This is a genomic window from Olivibacter sp. XZL3, assembly GCF_004368405.1.
GTDB lineage: Bacteria > Bacteroidota > Bacteroidia > Sphingobacteriales > Sphingobacteriaceae > Olivibacter.
On sequence record NZ_SBJH01000059.1, the window covers coordinates 95,021 to 115,890 of the forward strand.

A 20,870-nucleotide genomic window follows, 5' to 3' on the forward strand; every position below is an offset into this window, starting at 1 on the left:
CAACCGATAACTGCCAACTAACAACTGATAACTGGCAACTGGCAACTGGCAACTAATAACGATAAAGGCATTACGCTATAGGCTTTAATTCACAAACGAATAATGAGTCAATCGCATACAGACCCTTCGGCTTTGCTCAGGGTGACGACTGTAAGTGACCATGGCGTAAACGTGCTACAGCTCCTGCCACCGCTACTCTTCAGTTACTCACAACTCACAACTCACAACTAACAACTAACAACTGCAACCGGCAACCGACAACTGATAACCGGCAACCGATAACCAAACTAAACTTACGGGCTACCGCTTCACGCAAAAAGATTGTTGTTTGGAATTTGTCTAAATAAGTATATATTTGCCACGTGTCTTAAAAAGAAGCCGCGCAGCGGGAACTGCACGGCTCTATCCCGATTAAGGGAAGGCGCTTTAAAGTGATATAAAAGCGATGCAATTTAAACAAATTTTGCTATATGCCGTATTTTCGGCCTATAGTTTGGTTACTTACGCCCAAAATTATGGATCCGTGCGTGGTTATGTACGCACGGAATCGGGCGAACCCATTCCTTCCGTCAGCCTGAAAGTACAAGGCGGATCCATTGGGACGATGTCCAATTCATCCGGTTTCTTTACGCTTCAAAAGCTTTCGCCGGGGCGCTATATGCTCCACATCAGTGGCGTAGGCTATCCAGCCTTGGAGAAGGAGATTAACATTCAGGCAGGAAAGGAAAGCGAACTTCACATTACCATGCGGGAAGAAAGCATCGCCATGGAATCGGCCACCGTTATCGGACGGACGGTGGTGCAGGACCGGAATCGACAGGCCTATAATGTCACGGCAGTGGATGCCAAGCAACTTTATAATACCACACTCGATTTGGCCGGAGCTTTGGATCGGGTATCAGGCATCCGTGTACGTGAGTCGGGCGGTGTCGGTTCCAACTTTAATCTCTCCCTCAACGGCTTTTCCGGAAACCATGTCCGTTACTTCATCGATGGTATCCCGATGGATAATTTTGGTACCTCCTTTCAGATCAACAATATTCCAATTAACATCGCCGAGCGAATTGAGGTGTATAAGGGGGTAGTGCCTATCTGGTTGGGTTCAGACGCTTTGGGAGGCGCCATTAACATTATTACCGGAAGTAAGCAACGCAATTACATCGATGCCTCTTACTCTTACGGCTCCTTTAATACCCATCGCAGTGTCATCAATGCCGCGCTTACCAGCGAAAAAGGTTTGACATTCCGATTAAGTGCTTTTCAAAACTATTCGGATAACGACTACAAGGTAAAAGTGGATGCGGCAGATATTTATACCGGGGCTTACAGTCCCAATACTTGGGTTCGCCGCTTTCATGATACCTACCATAATGAGACCTTGATTAGCCAAGTAGGGGTGGTTGATAAACCTTATGCCGATCAGCTGTTGCTGGGCATTACGCTTGGCCAAAATTATAAGGAGATTCAAACAGGCGCCCGGATGGTTTCTGTGTTCGGTGCTTGGCACCGTCGGGGCAACATCATCATGCCTACCTTGAAATATAAAAAGACCGATCTGATTAAAGGGCTCGATGTGACCTTGAATGCGAATTACAACTTGGGCAGTGAGCGTAATATTGACACCGTAAATGCACGTTACGGGTGGTACGGCGATAGTAAACCGAATGGCTCCAATGGTGAGCGTTCACGCAGCTTATACAAATACAAGAATAACAACGGCATTGCCAATGCGATGTTCAACTACCGTATCGGTAAAAAGCAGGCGATCGCTTTGAGCAATGTGTTCACCACCTTTAACCGCGAAGGCACCGATCCTTTAAATCCCGAAGTACAGGAAAATGAGGAAAAGAAAAAGTCGCAGAAAAATGTGCTGGGCTTAGCTTATAATTTCGATGAAGAAGACCAATGGAGCATCTCGGTTTTCGGTAAACATCTTTTGCAGAACAACCATAGCGGATCAAGGGCAACCACCACGAATAAGTTAGGTTATGGCGTGGCGGGTACTTATTTTTTACAGCCCGATTTACAGCTGAAAGCGTCTTATGAACGGACGAATCGTTTGCCCGAAGCGCAGGAAATTTTTGGCGATGTGGAAAATCAGGAGGGAAATCCGGATTTACGTCCCGAACAAAGTAATAACATCAATTTTGGGATCAGTTACAGTTTCGCGCTGAATCCGAATAGCAAATTTATGGTCAATGCAAATGCCATCTATCGCCATTCGGATAACTTTATCTATAACCGACTCAATAACAATCAATCGAAATTAATAGCCGATAACCGGGAAGGGGTGCGTACCATTGGCGGGGACGGCGAAATCCGCTATTCGTATAAGGATTGGCTCTCTGCCGGAGCTACCATTACCTATCAATACTTGCAGAATTTGCAGCAATACGAAACGGGTTTTACGGGGGTCAGTCCGGTTTATAAAGATCAAATGCCGAACATCCCTTATTTATTCGGTAACAGCGATGTTTCGGTATCTCTTCGGCTTAACCTTGGCTATAACTTGCTATATGTACATGCCTTTTACCTCTATTGGCCCAGTCGCGGCGGCGATAAATTGGATATCCCGCAGCAGCTTAGCCACGATCTCAATCTCGTCTATAGTATCCGGAATGGCCGTTATAACATCGGCTTGGAAGGCCGGAACATCGGCAATGCCTTGCTGTACGACAACTTTAGTTTGCAGAAACCCGGACGGGCTTTTTACCTCAACTTACGCTATTTCTTTAACAAATAAACGATAAATAAAACATATGAAACCTCTACAAACAATGATTGCGGCCTTTGTTGCCGCTGCCACGTTGGCTTCCTGCTCTAAGAGCGATAGTGATGTGACGCCTCCCACACCGGACAATCCCGGCAATTACATTTTAACCGTTACTCCCGCTGCTTCTGAAGCGGTAGCGGATTATCTGCTTACAGCAAGTAACTTAGACGCCGGGAAAATATCTACGGCCGGTAATGGGATTGAACAAGACGGGACTTATCGGTACTATGTAACCCACAACAATAAATTCTTCAGTATGCTGTACGGGCAGGGGAATCCGGGGGCGGTAACCGCCTATGACATCCAAGACGGTAAACTGAACAAGTTGACGAACTTTCAAACAGAAACGGTGCAGGCCTTTGAACCGGTGAATGACGATCTGTTGTTGTTTAAGATTTCCAGAAGCCTAACATCACCGCTTTCGAATTGGTATAAAGTAAATACCAATAGCTTACTGATTACTTCCGAAGGAAGCACCAATACGCTTGAGTTGACGGGCAATGGCGAACTGGCGCACTTCAGCTGGTTGAAGCAGGTGGGCGACAAGGTTTATGCGCCGTATTTTTCCATAAAAGGAGGCAATTTCGCTACCGACTACCCAGACAGCGCCTGGATCGCGGTATTCAACTATGCCGACATGAGCGTTGAAAAGGTCATTAAAGGCGATCGCACCAGCTTTATCGGTCGGTATTTCAGGGATGGATTGGCCTTGACGGAAAACGGCGATCTCTATGGTTTCTCGGCCGCCGTTGCAACCGATGGAGCGGCTTTCAACTCCACGAAGCCTTCTGCCGTTGTTAAGATTGATACCGAAAGGGAAGAATTCGATCCATCCTACTTTTTCAATTTTGAAGAGGCCAGTGGCGGTATGAACATCACCGAATGGCTATATCTGGGCAACAATACCTTTATGGTACTTGCGTCAACTAAAGAGGAAAAGGGTGCCTATGCTACAGGCAAGCATGTGGGTATTATTAACGTGGTCGACAAAAGCTTTAAATCGGTTAGCGGCATGCCCGATGCGGCATCAATCGAAAGCCTAACTTATAATAATTATACACCAAAGGATGGAGAAACGGCCTATCTCGGCGTTAACCTAGCAGACGGAACCACTTGGGTATATAAAATTGATGCAAGTACCTCAACGGCTACGCGCGGACTGCAAGTAGAAGGCGGCCGCTTAACCGCTATTCAATATTTACCATAAACGTATAAACGGCACAGGATGAACAGGGTAAAACAAAGCAAGAAAAAAGCAAAAGATTCTTTATTCAGAAGAGTTAATAATTGGTTGCACCTCTGGCTAGGACTGGTATCGGGTATTATTGTGTTCATCGTGTGCATAACGGGTTGCCTTTGGGTTTTTCAGGAAGAAATCACCGATTTATTGGAGCCCGAATCGCGCGTTGCCTATGAGGAGAAGCCGGTCCTTAGCCCGAGTGAGCTGGCAGCCATCGGCCAGGCGGTCTATCCGGGCTGGCTTCCCTCTTATGCCAATTACCATCAAGGAAAAGCGGTCAACCTGACCTTACGTAAGGCGGGGGAGACGCGACGCCGGGGTGGGGAAAGTGTTTTGCTGAAGGTCAACCCTTATACCGGCACAATCATCAGTGAAAAGCGGAGTCAGGGGCGCGGAGATGCTAACTTTTTCCGCTTCGTATTGGATGGGCACCGGGCCCTATGGCTTCCCTATGATATCGGTCGACCTATTGTAAACTATGGCACCTTGATCTTTGTCGTCTTACTGATAACCGGTCTTGTTTGGTGGTACCCGAAAAAGTGGAACAAGTCGACGCGCGACAAAAGTTTTAAAATCAAATGGGGAGCATCCTTTAAACGGGTCAATCTCGACCTGCACAATGTATTGGGCTTTTACTCCCTCTTGTTTCTCTTGGCTATAGCCTTAACAGGTATGGTGTACGGCTTGCAATGGTATAGTAAAGGTCTGTATTGGGTCACTACCGGTGGACAAAAACTGGAAAATGGCCGCCGGATGCAGTCGGACAGTACGCAGCGGACGCAGGCAAAAGACCCGAATGTAGCCATGGATCTGCTGTGGAATCAAGTGTTAGCGGAAAATCCGGCATCCCAGGGCTTTTATTATAACTATCCCGATCGGGCCAATCCCGCCTCCACCATCTATGTGATTGTCTATCCAAGAGCCGGGCAATTTTACAATAGCAGAAGTTACCTGTTCGACCAGTACACCCTTCAGCCAATTACGCGCAATGATCCATTCTCTGTTGCTTACGAAAAAGCCAGTTTTGGCCAAAAGCTGAGAAAGATGAATTACGATATTCATGTCGGATCCATCCTAGGGCTGCCCGGTAAGGTATTGGCCTTTTTGGCTTCGCTGATCGGCGCCAGTTTACCGATTACAGGCTTTCTGATCTGGTGGGGGAAGCGGAATAAGAAGCCACGTAAGTCCCCAGCAAAGGCGGTGTTACCGATGAAAAGGCGGGTACCTGTTTCGATGTACAGCAAAGCGGATACTTTATAACATCGCCTTATTTTTCTTGTCATCGTTATCATTAAAAAAAATACCATTTTCTGCAATAAAATGTGTTACTTGTGGTTGAAAATAGGGAAAACAGGGTACACCATTTTAGAAAAGTACGATGGCCATAAAAGTCGTTAGAAAAGAGAAAATATTCGAACCCGATTCGAGTAGGGTTATTGCACGTTTTATGTTTGCAGGAGATGAACGGGCAAAGCACCTGATTGCTCAGGTATTACAACTCACTGATACGCAACAGCAAGAACTGTTAGACCGGGTTATGCGGAAATATGCCGGCAGGCACCGCAATATTGAAAAGATTTTTGTAAAACACTTCAGGCGCCTGGACGCCTTAATGAAGCAGTTGGATTTAGCACCCGAAAAGCTTCCGGAACGGGCACGGTTGCTTATTGGGGCTTATTTTACCATGGAGTATTCCATAGAGGCTGCGGCATTTTTTAATCCGTCCATTATAGAGCATCCCGATCAATCGATGCTTGGCGATGGGGAGAAGCGGATAATCATTAGTTTCCGCGCAACCGGAGAAGGACACATTTCTTCCATCGTGTTTCGGCAAGGAATACTCGACAAGCATAATAACATCCAAATTGAGCACCCGGGTAAAGTGTTGGAAGTTCCTGAACATGTTAAAAACCATATTTACCATAAAAAATCTTTTTTACGCAAGCTTACCGAAATGTGCGAGGATAGTGGCTACTGCAGCAACGAGAGCTATACCCTGGTAAGCGAGGCGCTTCCGGAAACATTTACTTATGAAGATCTCAAACATTCGTTAAAAATTGTCGAATCAAAATTGGAAGCCAGGCCGGAGCATGTTACGTTTTTGCAAGAAGTGAGATGGTTAGCCTCGTCTCATTATGAGATGACCTTTGCTACAGATACCACTATTTGCGAACGGGTAATTTTTCCCATTGCCGAAACAGAAAAAAATGGTATCGAGGATGCCCGCTTTGTACGCTTCGTCAATACAACTGGGGGAGTGACCTATTATGCCACTTATACGGCTTACGATGGCGTAGCCATATTGCCCAAACTCCTGATGACCAAAGATTTTTTACATTTCAAGGTGATGCCTATACATGGACATATCGCACAGAACAAAGGCATGGCTTTATTCCCTAGGCTTGTTAGCGGAAAGTATGCCATGCTTTGTAGAATTGACGGCGTAAACAATTACATAGCCTTCTCCGATAACATCAATGTATGGCGTGAAGCGCAACAGATACAAGCACCAAAATATCCGTGGGAGTTCATCCAAATGGGGAATTGCGGCTCACCCCTGGAAACGGATGCAGGATGGCTGGTTGTAACCCATGGCGTCGGGCCGATGCGCGAATATGTGCTGGGTGTATCGCTGCTTGACTTAGACGATCCAACCATCGAGCTCGGTAGGCTTAGCGAACCGCTGTTAAGGCCGAATGCGAAAGAGCGCGAAGGCTATGTGCCTAACGTGGTGTACTCTTGCGGGGCGTATATTCATGCCGGGGAGTTGGTGATTCCTTATGCCATGTCCGACTATGCTTCCACCTATGCGGCGATTAATTTGGAAGAATTACTAACGAAGTTGCTTGAAAAAGAGCGGGCTTCAAGTATTTAGCATACGCCGATAAACGGAGAGATAATCTGCTGTCATTTTTTCCAGGGTGAATTGGCTTTTAGCCCACAGAAAGCATGCTTCACGCGAAAGGCTACCGATGTGGCTAACGGCTTTTACGGCTTCTTCCAAGCTGTTGACCAAGAAGCCTGTGGAACCATGCCGGATGAGCTCGGGCATGGAGCCTCTGTTCATTGCTATTACAGGCGTGCCACACAACATGGCCTCCGCAACGCTCAGTCCAAAAGGTTCATTAAAATCAATCAGGTGAAGCAGTGCGGTAGCGTTTCCCAATAAGCGATTTCTTTCATTAGGCCCCACATTGCCCACATATTGAACTTGCTTGCTCTCCAGGTGCGGTTGAATGTACTTGGCAAAATAGGCTTGATCCTGTATCAGTCCGGCCATAACCAGGCGCATGCCTGCGCGTCGGGCAACTTCAATGGCCAAATGAGCGCCTTTTTCGGGGTGTATCCGGCCGAAATATAGCAGGTAAACCATGTTCGGTGTGTTTACAAATTGAAACTGTGCTGTATTTATACCATTGTATACGGTGGCTACGTAGTCCAATTCCGGCGACCGATCTGCATCGCTAATGGAAACATAAAAGCAGTGTCCGTTATATTTTTTATAGACGGGAATAATTTTTGGTGACGAAAATCCATGAATGGTGGTCAGTATGGGCCTGTCGATCAGTTTGGAGTAAGTAAGCGGTAGAAAATCGAAATGATTATGGATAATATCGAAGTCATTTGCTGCTTCCATTACCTGGCTGATATGCAAGCACTCTTCAACCTTAGCATCTAAGGTAGGATCGTCGGCATAGCCGCGCGGCGCACTGTAGCTGAGTTGTGCTGCGGTGACCGAATCGCCAGTAGCAAAGAGCGTGACCGCTATTCCTTGGCGAACCAGGCCTTCCGTAAGGTTGGAAGCCACCTGCTCCCATGGTCCATACTTATAAGGAGGGCTTCGCCAGGCGATGGGTGCTAATATCGCGACTTTCATTTTGAACAGATTTGCTGTGGGGTTTTTCAAAAGTATGTTGAATGGCCAGGTAGGAAATGATATACGCAATGGTACTTTCGGCTCCTTGATTTCGGTTCACGCCGTCGGCTTGCAACCCATCGCAACAACCGTGTGTTTCAAAATCATAGAGGCTTACACGAAGGTCATTTTCTCCTAAAAACCACATGAATGACCGGTACAATAGCTTGAGATAGTGTGATTCCTGCGTTTGATTATAAACTTCCAGATAAAGCAATACCATGGCCATGGCATCAATGGGTTGCTGCGAAAAAGGCGATGGCAAAGCGGTATGACGGTACCAGTTCTCATTGCCGATTAAACTTAAATACCCTTTCTGTAGGGTGTGGGATTCCAAAAAGGCCAAGCTTTCAAATGCAGTGTGCCGAAATGCCGAATTACCCGTGATTTTTGCTGCATACAACATCGCTAGGGGAAGCAGCGCATTGTCATAAGCTAATAAGGTTTCATACCAATGCCATTTTTCTTTACGATGAGCATTATACTCGCCAAGAAGGCGCGTGGCTAAGGTCCTTGTTATTTCCATCATCCCTTCGTCAGACGGATTATCTTTTAGATAATGGTAAATGCCTATAATGGTATTGGCGATGCCCCGGACGGATTGCAATTGGCTGAAGTGTGGTACCGCTTTGAAAAATACTTGACGGGCAAGCTGATAATAGGCGTCTACCGGGGAATAAGCCAAAGCATACCCTAATGCCCAGATGGTTCGCCCAAAAGCATCTTCAGAACCCACTTCGTCCAGAAAGGTACGGTTAAAAGCCATAAAATTCCGAAAAGTCCCATCCGGATTTTGTGCATAGTGGATATAGCCTAAGTAAATCGCTATGTACGTAATGGCCATATCACTTTTGCTTCTTCGGTGGGCCATCAGCATCATAAGCAGAGCCCTTGCATTGTCGTCCAAACAATATCCTTCTCGATAATTAGGAATGCCGTAGGTGGCATGTTGAAATATGCCCGTCCTGTCAGTAAGCCTTTTGATATGATCAAAGTGTAAAGGCGGTAATACGTTGCGATCTAAGATAGCATCCTTTTTAATAGCCGCTTTATGTGCATTTTTGGCAAGGTGCTGCGCAAGCCCGTAATACTTGCTCCCGGTTTTTGGCCAAGTGATCGTCTCTCCGTATGCACTTGCACGGGCACGGAGATGCGCTAACTGCTGTGGATGGCCGAGTAAATCCGTCAGCACATGCGCCAGCTCCTTCGTATCGTTAAACTGGAACAATCGACCTCTTCCGTCGGCTAGTAGTTCCGCGGCATGCCAATAGGGTGTAGAAACCGCCGCACAGCCTACCCCTACCGCATAGGACAGGGTACCACTGGTAATCTGGGCTTCATTGAGATAGGGTGTGAGGTATATGTCAGTAGCACTGAGGTATTTAAATAAGTCTTCCTGCGAAGCGTATTGATCCAGGAAAAGCACATGATCCTCGAGTTTGAGCTTTTTGACAAGATGATATAAAAATAAGCGGTACTCTTCACCTGCGTGTTTAATGACATTCGGATGCGTTTTCCCTAAGACGATATAGACGACGTCCGGGTATTCGGCAACGACTTCGGTAAGGGCACAAATGGCGGTTTCGATGCCTTTGTTGCGACCGATAAAGCCGAACGTAAGCAGCACTTTTTTATGGTTAAGTCCAAGTGATTGGCGCGCGATGTTCTTGTCGTACCGAATATGGGGAACGCCGTGGGGAATCTTTTCAATTTTACTGGCCGGAACCGCGTATAGTTCCTGCAGCATCTGCACGGCTTTATCGGCCATAACAATAATTTTTTGGGCAACTTTGGCTATCTCTCTTAGTATAACAGATTGGTTATAGGAGGGCTTTTGTAAAACGGTATGCAAAGTGACCATGATAGGCATAGCTATGTCATGTAACAGGGTAAGCACGAATACCCCGTTCTGCCCTCCGAAAATGCCATACTCATGTTGTATAATACAGACATCTACATTTTGCCGATTAATAAACTTAGCGGCTTCAATATAGGTATTATGATCCTCCTGATCGATGATGTATTGAACCTCATCGGGATAAAGATAGCTGTTGCCGGGATCGTTGATAGCGATCACAATATGTTCCGAATCTTGCGAACTTTTTAAATCGCTGATGGATTCAAACAAGTGCTGCGAGAAGGAACCGATGCCACATTGGCGCGGTCTGTAGGTTCCTATGAATGCGATTTTCATTTATCTATGCGTTAATCCAGTGCTGTATTAGATAAAGAACAAAAAGCCGATTTTGTTTGTATAGTGCTGGTATTGATACTTGAAATGTACAGGCGATCATCACGAAGGGTAGCAGAGCTAGTTATCTCAATGCCTTACCGGAAGCCCAGCCTGATCGCCTTCAGTCGCAGTGCATTACCGATAACCGATACCGAGCTGAGGCTCATAGCCAATGCAGCAATCATCGGCGACAACAGGATGCCGGTGAAGGGATATAAAATACCCGCAGCGATAGGAATGCCCAATGCATTGTATCCAAGTGCAAAAAACAGGTTCTGTTTAATATTCTGCATAACCTGGTGACTCAAAAGCCGCGCTTTGGCAATGCCGTTCAAATCGCCTTTCACCAGCGTAATGGCAGCACTCTCAATGGCTACATCTGTACCTGTACCCATGGCTATGCCTATATCGGCCTGCGACAGGGCCGGGGCATCATTGATCCCATCACCGGCCATAGCCACTTTTTTGCCCTCCGATTGCAGGCGCTTTATTTCCTCCAGTTTGTTTTCGGGCAGCATCTGCGCTTTAAATCCATTTAGACCTAAGGTGCTGCTTACGGCGCTGGCCGTATGTTCATTGTCGCCGGTCAACATGATCACCTGCAGGCCTTCCGCCTGTAGCCGTCGTATAGCCTCCCGGCTGGTGGCTTTGATTTTATCGGTGATTACCACAAAACCGATCGCCTCTTTGTTTTCCGATAAAAAGGAAACCGTCTTACCCGCCTGCTGCTCCTTGGCGGCCTGTGCGAATAAGGCCGCCGGTATGGCCACCTGCAATGCTTGTAGCAGCTTGCTGTTCCCCAAACCAAAGGTTTTGCCGTTGATACTGCCCTTGACGCCTTTGCCCGTCACCGCTTCAAAGCCGGTTACCGGTAGGAGCACTACATTTTTGGTTTTTCCATACTGCACGGTCGCCTGCGCCAAGGGGTGTTCACTGCTGCTGTTCAGCGATACAATATAGGGCAGCAGCGCGGCTTCTTGCCATCCATCGGCCGCCACGACCTTTTCCACGGAAGGTTTACCTTCCGTGACGGTGCCGGTTTTATCAATTACCAGTACGTCAATGGTATTCATCTTTTCAAGCGATTCCGCATTTTTAATCAGCACCCCATTCTGGGCACCTTTCCCCACGCCAACCATGACGGACATCGGCGTTGCCAGGCCCAAGGCGCAGGGGCAGGCGATAATTAGCACGGCAAGGGCATTTACGAAGGCATATACATAGCGCGGATCGGGCCCCCATATTGCCCAAAGGATAGCGGTAAGCACGGCAATGCCGATGACCACCGGTACAAAATATCCGGATATTTTATCGGCAAGTTTCTGGATGGGAGCTTTCGAGCGGCTGGCATGATTAACCATCTCGACGATTTGCGAAAGCAGGGTGTCTGCGCCCACTTTTTCGGCTTTCATGACAAAGGTTTTGTTTCCGTTTATAGTGGCGGCCACAACCGGATCTCCCGGGTGTCTACTTATTGGTATGGGCTCGCCGGTAATCATGGATTCATCGATGGTGGGCTCGCCGTCTGTGATGACTCCATCCACCGGAATCTTCTCTCCCGGCTTTACCCTTAGCAGGTCTCCTGGCTGAATGCGATCAATGTCTACGGTCTCCTCCTTGCCATCGCTAATTTTGGTCGCCTGATTCGGGGCGAGCTTCAACAGCTCGCTGATCGCTGTATTGGTTTTGCTGTGCGCTTTCGCTTCCAGTACTTGTCCAAGCAGTACCAGTGTGAGAATTACGGTAGCTGCCTCGAAATAAACATATACCGATTCGTGCATTTTAAAGCGGTCGGGAAAAATGCCCGGGAACAGTAAAGCGATCACGCTGAACACCCATGCTGCGCCTGCTCCGATACCGATCAGGGTAAACATATTGTAATGGCGGGATAAGAGCGATTGCCAGGCCCGTTGAAAGAACATCCAAGTGGCATAAAAAATAACCGGGATAGAGAGTCCGAATTGAACCAGGTCCCAACCTCTTTTGCTCATGATTTGATGTAACGGATTATTGGGTAGCATATCCGACATGGAAATCAAAAAAATAGGTAGGGTAAAGGCGACGGCTATCGTCAGTTTACGGAGCAGCTGTTGGTAGCTTACATCGTCTTCGTCGTTACTGCTGCCTTGCAAGGGCACGAGGTTCATCCCGCAGATCGGGCAGGCACCCGGCCTGTCGCGGATAATTTCAGGATGCATGGGGCAGGTATACTGTGTGCGCCTTTGTTCGGACACGGGCGCTTTCACCAGGTTCATCCCGCAAACCGGGCAATTACCCGGGCCATCGTAGGCTTTATCGCCCTCGCAATGCATCGGGCAATAATATTTTTGGCCGGCGGTGGGAGGTAACGGCCCCGGCGATATCACGGACTTTGCCGGTGGATGTGCGTGGTGATTCCCCGAAGCCATTTCGAGACTGTAATTGCCTGCACGTGCGATTGCTTTTTGAAGAGTGCCCGTATTGACATGCTGCGCCATAGATATAGTTGCTTCGGGCGGATCAAGGCTTACCACCGCATGGATACCTTCTATTCCGTTCAATGCCTCCTCTACTTTTTCACGGCAGCCTGCGCAGCTCATGCCGTGGATGATGTATCGATGTGTCATTGTGTTCTTCGCTGAGAGATGCTTCCGCAGGTTAACTGGTTAAATCAGTTACCTGTGTCGCTTACAAAATAAAAAAAAATAGTGCTATTATGCTAATTCGTAGGAAGAAATTTTAAAAGCGAGCGATTTATATATAGCCTGATCAGTGGCCGGTAAACATTTTTGTCTCTCAGCTGTATCATAATGGGGAGACTGATACCAACATTCGGATCGAGAAGAAGGATAAGGAACAGCCCTCAATATAGAATATGCCTTATGAAAGCAGCGATTTTAAAGAAATACGGTACGCCGGAGCAATTTCATTTTGCAGAGCTTGATGTGCCTGTGATAAAAGAAGGAGAAATTCTGGTCAGAAACAAAGCTTCGTCAGTCAATCCGGTTGATATACTGGTGCGGCAGGGAAAGCTGAAGCTGCTGACCGGCATCAGCAGCGGGCAGGTGATCGGCAGTGACTTTAGCGGCGTAGTTGTCGCCTCTAAAAGCGCCCGGTTCAAGGAAGGTGATGAGGTTTTTGGTGTTTTGAACGCTACAAAAGGCGGGGCCTACGCCGAACTTCTGCAGGCGAATGGACAACATGCCGCGCTAAAGCCATCAACATTAAGCCATACTGAAGCGGCCGCTTTGCCAATGGTCGCATTAACCGCATGGCAAGGTCTTGTAAAGGACGGTAAAATTCAAGGCGGTGATAAAGTGCTGATCCTTGGCTGTACCGGTGGGGTTGGTTCGGTTGCAGTGCAAATTGCTAAGGCTTTTGAAGCGAAGGTATCGGGCACGTGCAGCAAAGAACATATGGAATTTGCTAAATCGCTCGGTTGCGACCGCATTCTTGACTATGAAAAAGAAAAGGTTCCGAGTGACGAAAAATTCGACCTTATTTTTGATGCCAGTGGTTTTTTCAGTATCAGCGATTATAAGGACAATCTCACTTCGGATGCCATGTTTGTGTCCACCCGGGGAGGTACAGACGATGCTTCGGGAATAGTAAAGGCTGCTAAGGGTGCGATCTTTGATAAACGGATGCGGATCGTTGTTGAACAGCCGAACTCGGCAGATCTCGACAAGATACGTGAGTTGGTAGATTCGGGCCAGCTAAAGCCTGTGGTTGCGCAGACTTTTCTGTTCGAGAATGTGGCCGAGGCACATCATTATATGGAGAAAGAAAGTGTCGTAGGTAAGGTGGTTATTGAGATACCCGACGTTGGCCTCACTCCGAAAGACCAACAGGCGATCCAACGGATAAAAACAACGAAAGAGCCAAACTACACGCGGGAGCTCGTTGCTACCGGCTTTATAGCCGGTCTGCGAAGTATGTCTGCACCGGTAATTGCACGGGATATGATCTTAAATACAACTGGCGGGCAACTCCAATCCAGTCGTTTACGTTTCTTACAGAGTCCGGCAGTGTCCACCGTTTTGAAACTCCTTGCAACAACGGAGATGGTTGCTGATAAGCTACCTTCAGTACCCAACAGAATAAAGCCGCTGTCGCTTGTCGTGCGGGCCGCCTCGGGTGCCACCTCGTCGGCGGCGGTGGCAAAGAAGACCCGCCATAGTACAGTTGCGGCAGCAATTGTGGGCGGACTTGCGGCAATCGCGGCCACCTATGCCATGTATTACGTTAGAACGGGTGTCGCAAAAAAGACTAAATTGCCGGACGTCGTTCTCGGGATGATGGAGGACGCACTCGTTTTGGCGGTTGGCGCAGCACTCGCACAACGGACAAAAGGTACGACATGACCTGGTTTGTTGTTTGTTTGTTATTCGTTGTGAGCGATAAAACAGTAGCAGTAGCAGGCGACCCAAGCCTAAAGCCTAAAGCGTAATACCAATTGCCTACCGCCTATTGCCTAAAGCCTAGTGCGAGACGATTTATGCTTCATGCGATTCGAAACGACCGGTTCCTTCTTCTATATTGATTCGATAGACGATCAAACTGTCCCGAAGATCCGGGCTTATCGCATGGGAAGGGTTTCGTCCGGGCTCATTGGTATTGGGCATAATACGCAAAATTAAGCCTTGCATGGCCTGCTGACGCTCCATGTCTTTCAATTCCTCAAAGGTTCCCCAAAGAATGATACTCTTCCATTTGAACATGCTTTCAATTTCATCAACCTGAAAACATACCCGTGGATTCGCGCGCAGCATTTCTATTTTTTTGCCTTCGCCCGAATGGGCGTATATCGCATTGTTTTGGTAAACATAATTGATCGGCACGATATAGGTTTCTCCGTTTACATGGCATCCCAGGCGGCCAATGAATTGGCTTTTCAATAAATCGACTATTTCTCTTTTATTTAGTTCTCCAAGCATAGTGTCATTGAATATCTTTAAAATTACTTAAAATTCTTGATTATCAAAAACAAGAGGTTTACGTGGGTAAATGCTTACGGTTATAAAAACCGCCATATCGTTAAGTTCCCTTCTTTTCAACCAAATAGTTCCAATATCTTCTTGGAACATGCTTTAAATGTAGTTTGATGTTTTTTCTAGATTCTATATTGGTACTTTTAAAGTAAGTGATCCATAAATGCTGAAACTCCAGTTCTCGGGGATCCAGCTCTACTTCAAAACTATATGGATCCGATATGCGCTCGTCATTGGAACGGGAAACCTCCTGTACGGCATGTCCATCATAATGGTAGCCATAATTCCGGCGCAGGTCATAGATCAACCAATGCTGATCTGCAAACCTGTTCTTAAAGAAATTTGTTACCAAGGGCAGTACATTGAAATCCGGTTCTATCAGGGCTGTATAGAGATTTTCGGAAGATTTTACAAACCGAACGAAAGCTTTCATGCGATGCCTTTCCCTACTTACTTTTTTTATGGTTTGATGCATCATTAGCATTTCTGTATTTCCATAGTTTCCCATGTCAATGCTACCTGTCTTAAAGAGCTTTACGATCAATCGGAAACCGTTCTGCCAGGCCTGCGGTGTATCAGCCAGAAAATTATGGTAAAAAGTTTGGATACCCTTCTTTCCTATGATTTTTTCCATGCCGACGAATATCCGATTCCACTTGGTGTCATCGGTAATAATCATGCGATGCTTACTGAACAGGTCGGTTTCCGGTATCTTGTCTTTTATTGGAATAGCATTAAACTCCTTGCGTTCAAAGGCTTCGAATACACAGCACAAAAAACCACTGAAGCTTCCATCAAATATATAATGCATCAGAATAAAGATAATTGAGATGCTGAACGGATCAGCGCTGATTTTGGATTATGTTCGAGGATTGCTTTTTTGATACGCTCAGGATATAGAAATCCCGAACTGGCCACGGTATCCTGGCAGATCATGAAATATTTGGCTCTACTGTGGGCTATCCCTAATTTTTGGAGCTGAAATTCCTTTAATTTGCCATATTTCCTAGCTTGGATGATCTTGCGAGCGGAATGCGTGCCAATTCCGGGAATTCTTATGATCCAATTATAATCGGCTTTGTTAATATCGATTGGAAAATACTGGGGGTTTCGCAGGGCCCAGGATAATTTGGGGTCTATATCCAACTCCAGATGCTGATGTTTGTTATTAAGAATTTCATTCAAGGAAAACCCATAGAACCGCAACAGCCAATCGGTCTGATAAAGCCGGTTTTCACGGACCAATGGCGGGGTAGTACCTACTTGCGGAAGTTTACTGTCCTTATCGTTGATAGGTATATATCCTGAATAGTACACCCGCTTTAAGTCGAAATCTTTATAATATTCGCTTGCGGTTTGCATAATCTGCAAGTCGTTCTCAGGAGTGGCGCCTATTACCATCTGTGTACTCTGTCCGGCCGGTACAAATAGTGGAACTTTCTTGAGGAACTTTTTATCTCGTTGCGCTGCTTTAATTTCATTTTTGACTATGGTGAGGGGTTCACGTACGGACTGATGGTCTTTTTCCGGGGCAACGAGTTTTAGCCCTTCCTCTGTTGGAATTTCAAGATTAACGCTCATACGATCTACATATAATCCGGCCTCTTTTAGCAAAGCTTCACTTGCTCCGGGAATAGCTTTTAGATGGATATAGCCATTGAACCTCTCTTCTGTTCTGAGCTTTTTGACTACCAACATAAGCCGCTCCATCGTATAATCCGCCGACTTAAATATTCCGGAGCTTAAAAAGAGACCTTCAATATAATTCCTGCGATAAAAATTCATAGTCAGCTCTACCACTTCTTTTACTGAAAATGCTGATCGCTGGACATCATTGCTGCGTCGGCTAACACAAAATGCACAATCATATATGCAATAATTCGTCATCAAAATCTTTAATAGAGACACACAACGTCCGTCTTCTGTATAAGTATGACAGATTCCACTCGCAGAAGAATCCCCAATACCACCCCCATTTTTTCGCTTTCCGCCACTCGAGCTACAACTGACATCGTATTTTGCGGCATCCGCCAATATTTTCAACTTTTCATCAAATCCAAGCATATGCTCAATATATTAGTCGAATCGTTTCAAATGTACTAAAAAAATTAGTATAAAAGGTGATTTGCGGATAAGTTTTCAATTATAACTTTGGCGTTGGAGGCTTTAAACGTTATATCGACATAAATCGATTGTGTATGCCAAGGAATCCGATTGTGATGTTGACTATTTTTTGAAAGATAGTGTTTTCTTAATAAGCGCTGCATTGCTTTCCGCTTTGGTGGTTTCGTCAATATAAAGGGTGTCCTCAAATCCAACCCGCGTGCTGTAGTTTCGTTCGAATGCTTTTTCAATCAGAGCCCAGCAAGTCCCGTTCAAACCGTGTAAAAGAATCTCTTGTCTGGAGATAACCGGCAATATAACTTTTTCAATTGCAGAAACGTTTTCCAGCGCACCTGAAATTGTATGCTCTTGCGGTTCGATTAATATTCGGAAACAATATTTAAGCAGGCCAGAGTTTATCAATTTTTTCGCGTCGGCTACCTTCGAAATTCCTGCTTCAATAGAAACTGCTTTATCCAAAAGCATTTTAATAATTTGCTCACAATTGTCTTCGCCAAAATTAACAGAAACAAAGTCCGGAAAAGTCGTCCATCCGTTTATAAGTTTTTTTCTTAATTCAAAATTCGGTTCTATCCAGTCGCCGGTACTGATACCTATTGGAATATTTAATAGATGTTGCCTTAGGAGTGATAGCTGTTCAGCTACAAATTTGCCGTCCAATGTTTCTCTGCCATTTTTGTCCCTGACATGAAAATGAATTTGTTGGGCACCGGCAATTACCGAAAGTTTAGCTTCCGCTAAAATTTCTTCCTTGCTTGTTGGTATTTTTGTGCTGTCTAGCTTTGTTCTAGAGCCGTTTATAGCTGCCTTAATAAGTGGTGAGGTTAGTTTTTGGCTCATATTCATCGTTTTTTAGGACACCTCATGTTTCGATAGATCATAAAACTAGTTTATTTTTTTACTATCCGAAATCTCTAAGCCTTCAATTTTGAATTTTGACGGATGGCTTCTATTCTTTTCCCTTATACCGAAAGAGGTCTTTTATCTGGATAAGAAATTTGAAACAAATTTGCGATTTTCTTATACAATATAAACAACCTCCAGATTACCTTGTTCTCCTAACACATAGTTATAATTGCTAAAGGGCGCAAAATCGCTGCATTATTTATGAAGATTGTCACCGCTGTTATTGAGACACCCAAAGGGCAAGGGCTAAAATATGATTTTGATCCTAAGTTAGGCTATTACCTACTGACAAAAGTCCTACCGATGGGCTTGGTATTCCCGTTCGATTTCGGCTTTATAATGGGAACGGTGGGAGAAGACGGGGATCCCTTGGACATGATCGTTCTATCCGAGCTTGGCACATTTACCGGCTGTGCAGTGAACTGTCGGGTCATCGGATGCCTGAAGGCCGATCAAAAGGAGCGGGATGGTGCTGTATTTAGAAACAATCGTTTCATTGGCATCCCGGAGGTATCCGTTTTGTACAGAGCCGTGCAGGATATCGCTGATTTGACGCCAGAAGTGAAGGAACAATTGGAACAGTTCTTTATTAATTATAACCAACAAGCCGGTAAAAAATTCAAGCCCTTGGAATGGCTGCCAGCAGTCCGGGCAAACCAGCTGTTAGCGCAGGCCTTAGCAGAAAAGACAAGGCCCAATAAGCTGATCCAACTTTTTCTTCCTTTGTACGATTCGAATGCGAAGCCCTTTCCGGAGAAATACTATCTCACATTGCGGCAAGAGCTTACCGATCGTTTCGGGGGTGTGTCGATTTATATGCATTCGCCGGTTAGCGGAATTTGGAACGACGAAAAAGGAAGAAAAGAAAAAGACATGTTGGTTGTCTATGAAGTTATGGTTGATCGGATTGAGGTCGACTTCTGGACGAGTTACAAAAAAAAATTAGCGAAAACCTTTAAGCAAGATGAACTGCTTATCCGGCAAATGGAGATTGGTGTGCTGTAAGAAAAATCAGCTTATTTATAAAGCTTAATGAAATTTCCGTCTTATAGTGTTTGTCTTTCTTTATGAAGGTCTAACCGAAGGTACGGTCTTAATTGGCATTATCAGACAACGTGATTAATACAGCGCCGGCAACCATGATCGTTGCGCCCACAATAAGCTGCCAGGTAACCTTTTCTTTTAGGAAGAAAACAGAGAGAATGATGGCAATGACTAAGGATGTACGCTCTATCGTAGTGACGTATGATGCCGGCCCCATAGATAAAGCTTTATAAGAGAATAAAGTTGAAAGGGATGTACATACGCCTGCACTGAGCAAGAAGATCCATGCATTTTTTTCGATGGCTTTCCAAGTGCCAAAATTGCCTTGATAGAGAACAACAGACCACGAAATCATAAGAATCAGTATTGCCTGTATAGCAAAGGCCAAACTCGAGTCTACGTCTTTTAATCCCGCTTTTGTTAGTACTATTACTAATGCAGCACATATCGCCGCTAATATTGCCCATAAAACCCACATAGCTGTTCTCTTTCTATCACAAACAAGCGGATCCGTAAAAAGTTGTGCACCGAGATGTATCCAACAATAGTCCACACATATTTCTTCAAATTAATATACATAAAACATCGTTAGGCTGAAGACATTATTTACCTTTTAACTGTTTTTCTCAGCTTTTCACAATTTAAGCTTTCCAATAGTACAATCGACTTAATTTGTGATTAACTGATTGGCTTTTAGGTACTTTTGAAAACCAAAAAACAAGATTATGATACAAAACAAACTTTCGTACATGTATTTGCTGCTGTTGATCCTATCGGTATCCTGCAGCAAAGACCGGGAAACAGCAGGGCCTTCCAATGAGAAACACGCGGTTACATTTAGGGTGTCCAACCTGCAGGTAATAACGGAACCCCTTGCCAAAGGGGGTGGAAAACTGGCTGTTGCAAAAAAAATGGAGCAGGTTTGGGGAAATGATTTGAAACATCATATTAACTATCTGTACATGGCTATCAGAGACCGAAATACTTTTGAAAGTGTAGCATTGGTGACACAGGATACTTCTTCCGATAATTTCGGGGTTTTAATAGCTGATCTCCATTATGGTCAGTATGATATCGGGGTGGTGGGTTCAACGGTGCCCGTTGACGGTTTTGATGTTCGCCGTGGTTTGGCTTATATGCCGAGTACATTGGGTGATTTGTTCTCCTCGTCAACGGAATTTGAGTTTTTGGATGAACCTACTACCAATGTGCGGGAGATTGAGTTACAACGCTCCATCGGCAAATTAGTGTTGGATTTTACGGCTTTGCCTGAAGAAGCGCAATCAGTACATGTCCGTGCGGTAGACGAGTATAACGACCCTGCTTACTGGCCATACCTGTTTAGTTATTACTCGGGTAGCTTTAGTGGTTTTACATATGATTTTAATTATACGATTAGTCATACGTTTACCGAAGAAGAGCACGCGGCGGCACGTTTCGTGCGGGGCTTCTTTGCTCCGCATAACTCGGCGCAGCACTTTGCTGTCGAAATTTATAATTGGTATGGAGAGCTGATGAATCGGGTAATTGTTCACGATGTGCCCATCCAGGCGAACCGCGCAACTATTTTAAGAGGTGATCCTTACAGTACCCGTGGAGGCGTATATGCAACCTTGGATCCGGATTGGCAGCCTGACTCGATACGCGTCGACTTTTAAGGACGC

The 20,870-nt window shown here is 45.6% G+C and carries 15 protein-coding genes; 7 read left to right on the top strand and 8 right to left on the bottom strand.

What is annotated here, in order from left to right:
- The first annotated feature begins 445 nt into the window (after nt 1-445).
- The 4 genes from EPX21_RS12665 (at nt 446) to EPX21_RS12680 (ending at nt 6,888) form a co-directional block, all read left to right on the top strand.
- Entirely contained in the window at nt 446-2,743 is a 2,298-nt protein-coding gene (locus EPX21_RS12665; protein WP_134090059.1) for a TonB-dependent receptor, read from the top strand.
- Nucleotides 2,744-2,759: 16 nt separating this feature from the next.
- Nucleotides 2,760-3,980, top strand: coding sequence for a DUF4374 domain-containing protein (locus EPX21_RS12670; protein WP_134090060.1), 1,221 nt, complete (start codon nt 2,760-2,762; stop codon nt 3,978-3,980).
- An 18-nt stretch (nt 3,981-3,998) separates the two neighbouring features.
- Entirely contained in the window at nt 3,999-5,273 is a 1,275-nt protein-coding gene (locus tag EPX21_RS12675) for a PepSY domain-containing protein (protein WP_134090061.1), read from the top strand.
- 118 nt (nt 5,274-5,391) lie between these two features.
- Nucleotides 5,392-6,888: a glycoside hydrolase family 130 protein gene (locus EPX21_RS12680; RefSeq protein WP_134090062.1), complete on the top strand. Its 1,497-nt coding sequence runs from the start codon at nt 5,392-5,394 to the stop codon at nt 6,886-6,888.
- Here EPX21_RS12680 and EPX21_RS12685 read toward each other — a convergent pair.
- The 3 genes from EPX21_RS12685 to EPX21_RS12695 form a co-directional block, all read right to left on the bottom strand.
- Nucleotides 6,877-7,890, bottom strand: a complete 1,014-nt coding sequence (locus tag EPX21_RS12685; RefSeq protein WP_134090063.1) for a glycosyltransferase family 4 protein — start codon at nt 7,888-7,890, stop codon at nt 6,877-6,879. The genes EPX21_RS12680 and EPX21_RS12685 overlap by 12 nt on opposite strands.
- Complete coding sequence (locus tag EPX21_RS12690) at nt 7,841-10,123, bottom strand: glycosyltransferase family 4 protein (protein WP_134090064.1); 2,283 nt, start codon at nt 10,121-10,123, stop codon at nt 7,841-7,843. Before EPX21_RS12690 ends, EPX21_RS12685 begins: the two co-directional genes overlap by 50 nt.
- 134 nt (nt 10,124-10,257) lie before the next feature.
- Nucleotides 10,258-12,768, bottom strand: coding sequence for a heavy metal translocating P-type ATPase (locus tag EPX21_RS12695; RefSeq protein WP_134090065.1), 2,511 nt, complete (start codon nt 12,766-12,768; stop codon nt 10,258-10,260).
- A 255-nt stretch (nt 12,769-13,023) separates the two neighbouring features.
- On the opposite strand from EPX21_RS12695, the gene EPX21_RS12700 reads away from it, so the two are divergent.
- On the top strand, nt 13,024-14,505 hold the full coding sequence (locus tag EPX21_RS12700; RefSeq protein ID WP_166670752.1) for a zinc-binding dehydrogenase: 1,482 nt from the start codon (nt 13,024-13,026) through the stop codon (nt 14,503-14,505).
- Nucleotides 14,506-14,637: 132 nt separating this feature from the next.
- Here EPX21_RS12700 and EPX21_RS12705 read toward each other — a convergent pair whose 3' ends face one another.
- The 4 genes from EPX21_RS12705 to EPX21_RS12720 form a co-directional block, all read right to left on the bottom strand.
- Entirely contained in the window at nt 14,638-15,078 is a 441-nt protein-coding gene (locus tag EPX21_RS12705; protein ID WP_134090067.1) for a pyridoxamine 5'-phosphate oxidase family protein, read from the bottom strand.
- Nucleotides 15,079-15,178: 100 nt separating this feature from the next.
- A complete protein-coding gene (locus tag EPX21_RS12710) occupies nt 15,179-15,943 on the bottom strand; it encodes a TIGR03915 family putative DNA repair protein (protein ID WP_134090068.1) in 765 nt (254 codons plus the stop codon).
- Nucleotides 15,943-17,196: a putative DNA modification/repair radical SAM protein gene (locus EPX21_RS12715; RefSeq protein WP_134090069.1), complete on the bottom strand. Its 1,254-nt coding sequence runs from the start codon at nt 17,194-17,196 to the stop codon at nt 15,943-15,945. Before EPX21_RS12715 ends, EPX21_RS12710 begins: the two co-directional genes overlap by 1 nt.
- Before the next feature lie 162 nt (nt 17,197-17,358).
- Nucleotides 17,359-18,096 carry a 3-keto-5-aminohexanoate cleavage protein gene (locus EPX21_RS12720; RefSeq protein WP_166670753.1) on the bottom strand — a complete coding sequence of 246 codons (738 nt, stop codon included), beginning with the start codon at nt 18,094-18,096 and terminating at the stop codon, nt 17,359-17,361.
- A 267-nt stretch (nt 18,097-18,363) separates the two neighbouring features.
- On the opposite strand from EPX21_RS12720, the gene EPX21_RS12725 reads away from it, so the two are divergent.
- Nucleotides 18,364-19,167, top strand: coding sequence for an inorganic diphosphatase (locus EPX21_RS12725; protein ID WP_134090071.1), 804 nt, complete (start codon nt 18,364-18,366; stop codon nt 19,165-19,167).
- Between the two features lie 88 nt (nt 19,168-19,255).
- On the opposite strand, the gene EPX21_RS12730 is transcribed toward EPX21_RS12725, so the two are convergent.
- A complete protein-coding gene (locus tag EPX21_RS12730) occupies nt 19,256-19,684 on the bottom strand; it encodes an EamA family transporter (protein WP_134090072.1) in 429 nt (142 codons plus the stop codon).
- Between the two features lie 247 nt (nt 19,685-19,931).
- Here EPX21_RS12730 and EPX21_RS12735 point away from each other — a divergent pair, with 247 nt between their 5' ends.
- Entirely contained in the window at nt 19,932-20,864 is a 933-nt protein-coding gene (locus EPX21_RS12735; protein WP_134090073.1) for a hypothetical protein, read from the top strand.
- The last annotated feature ends 6 nt before the right edge of the window (nt 20,865-20,870 follow it).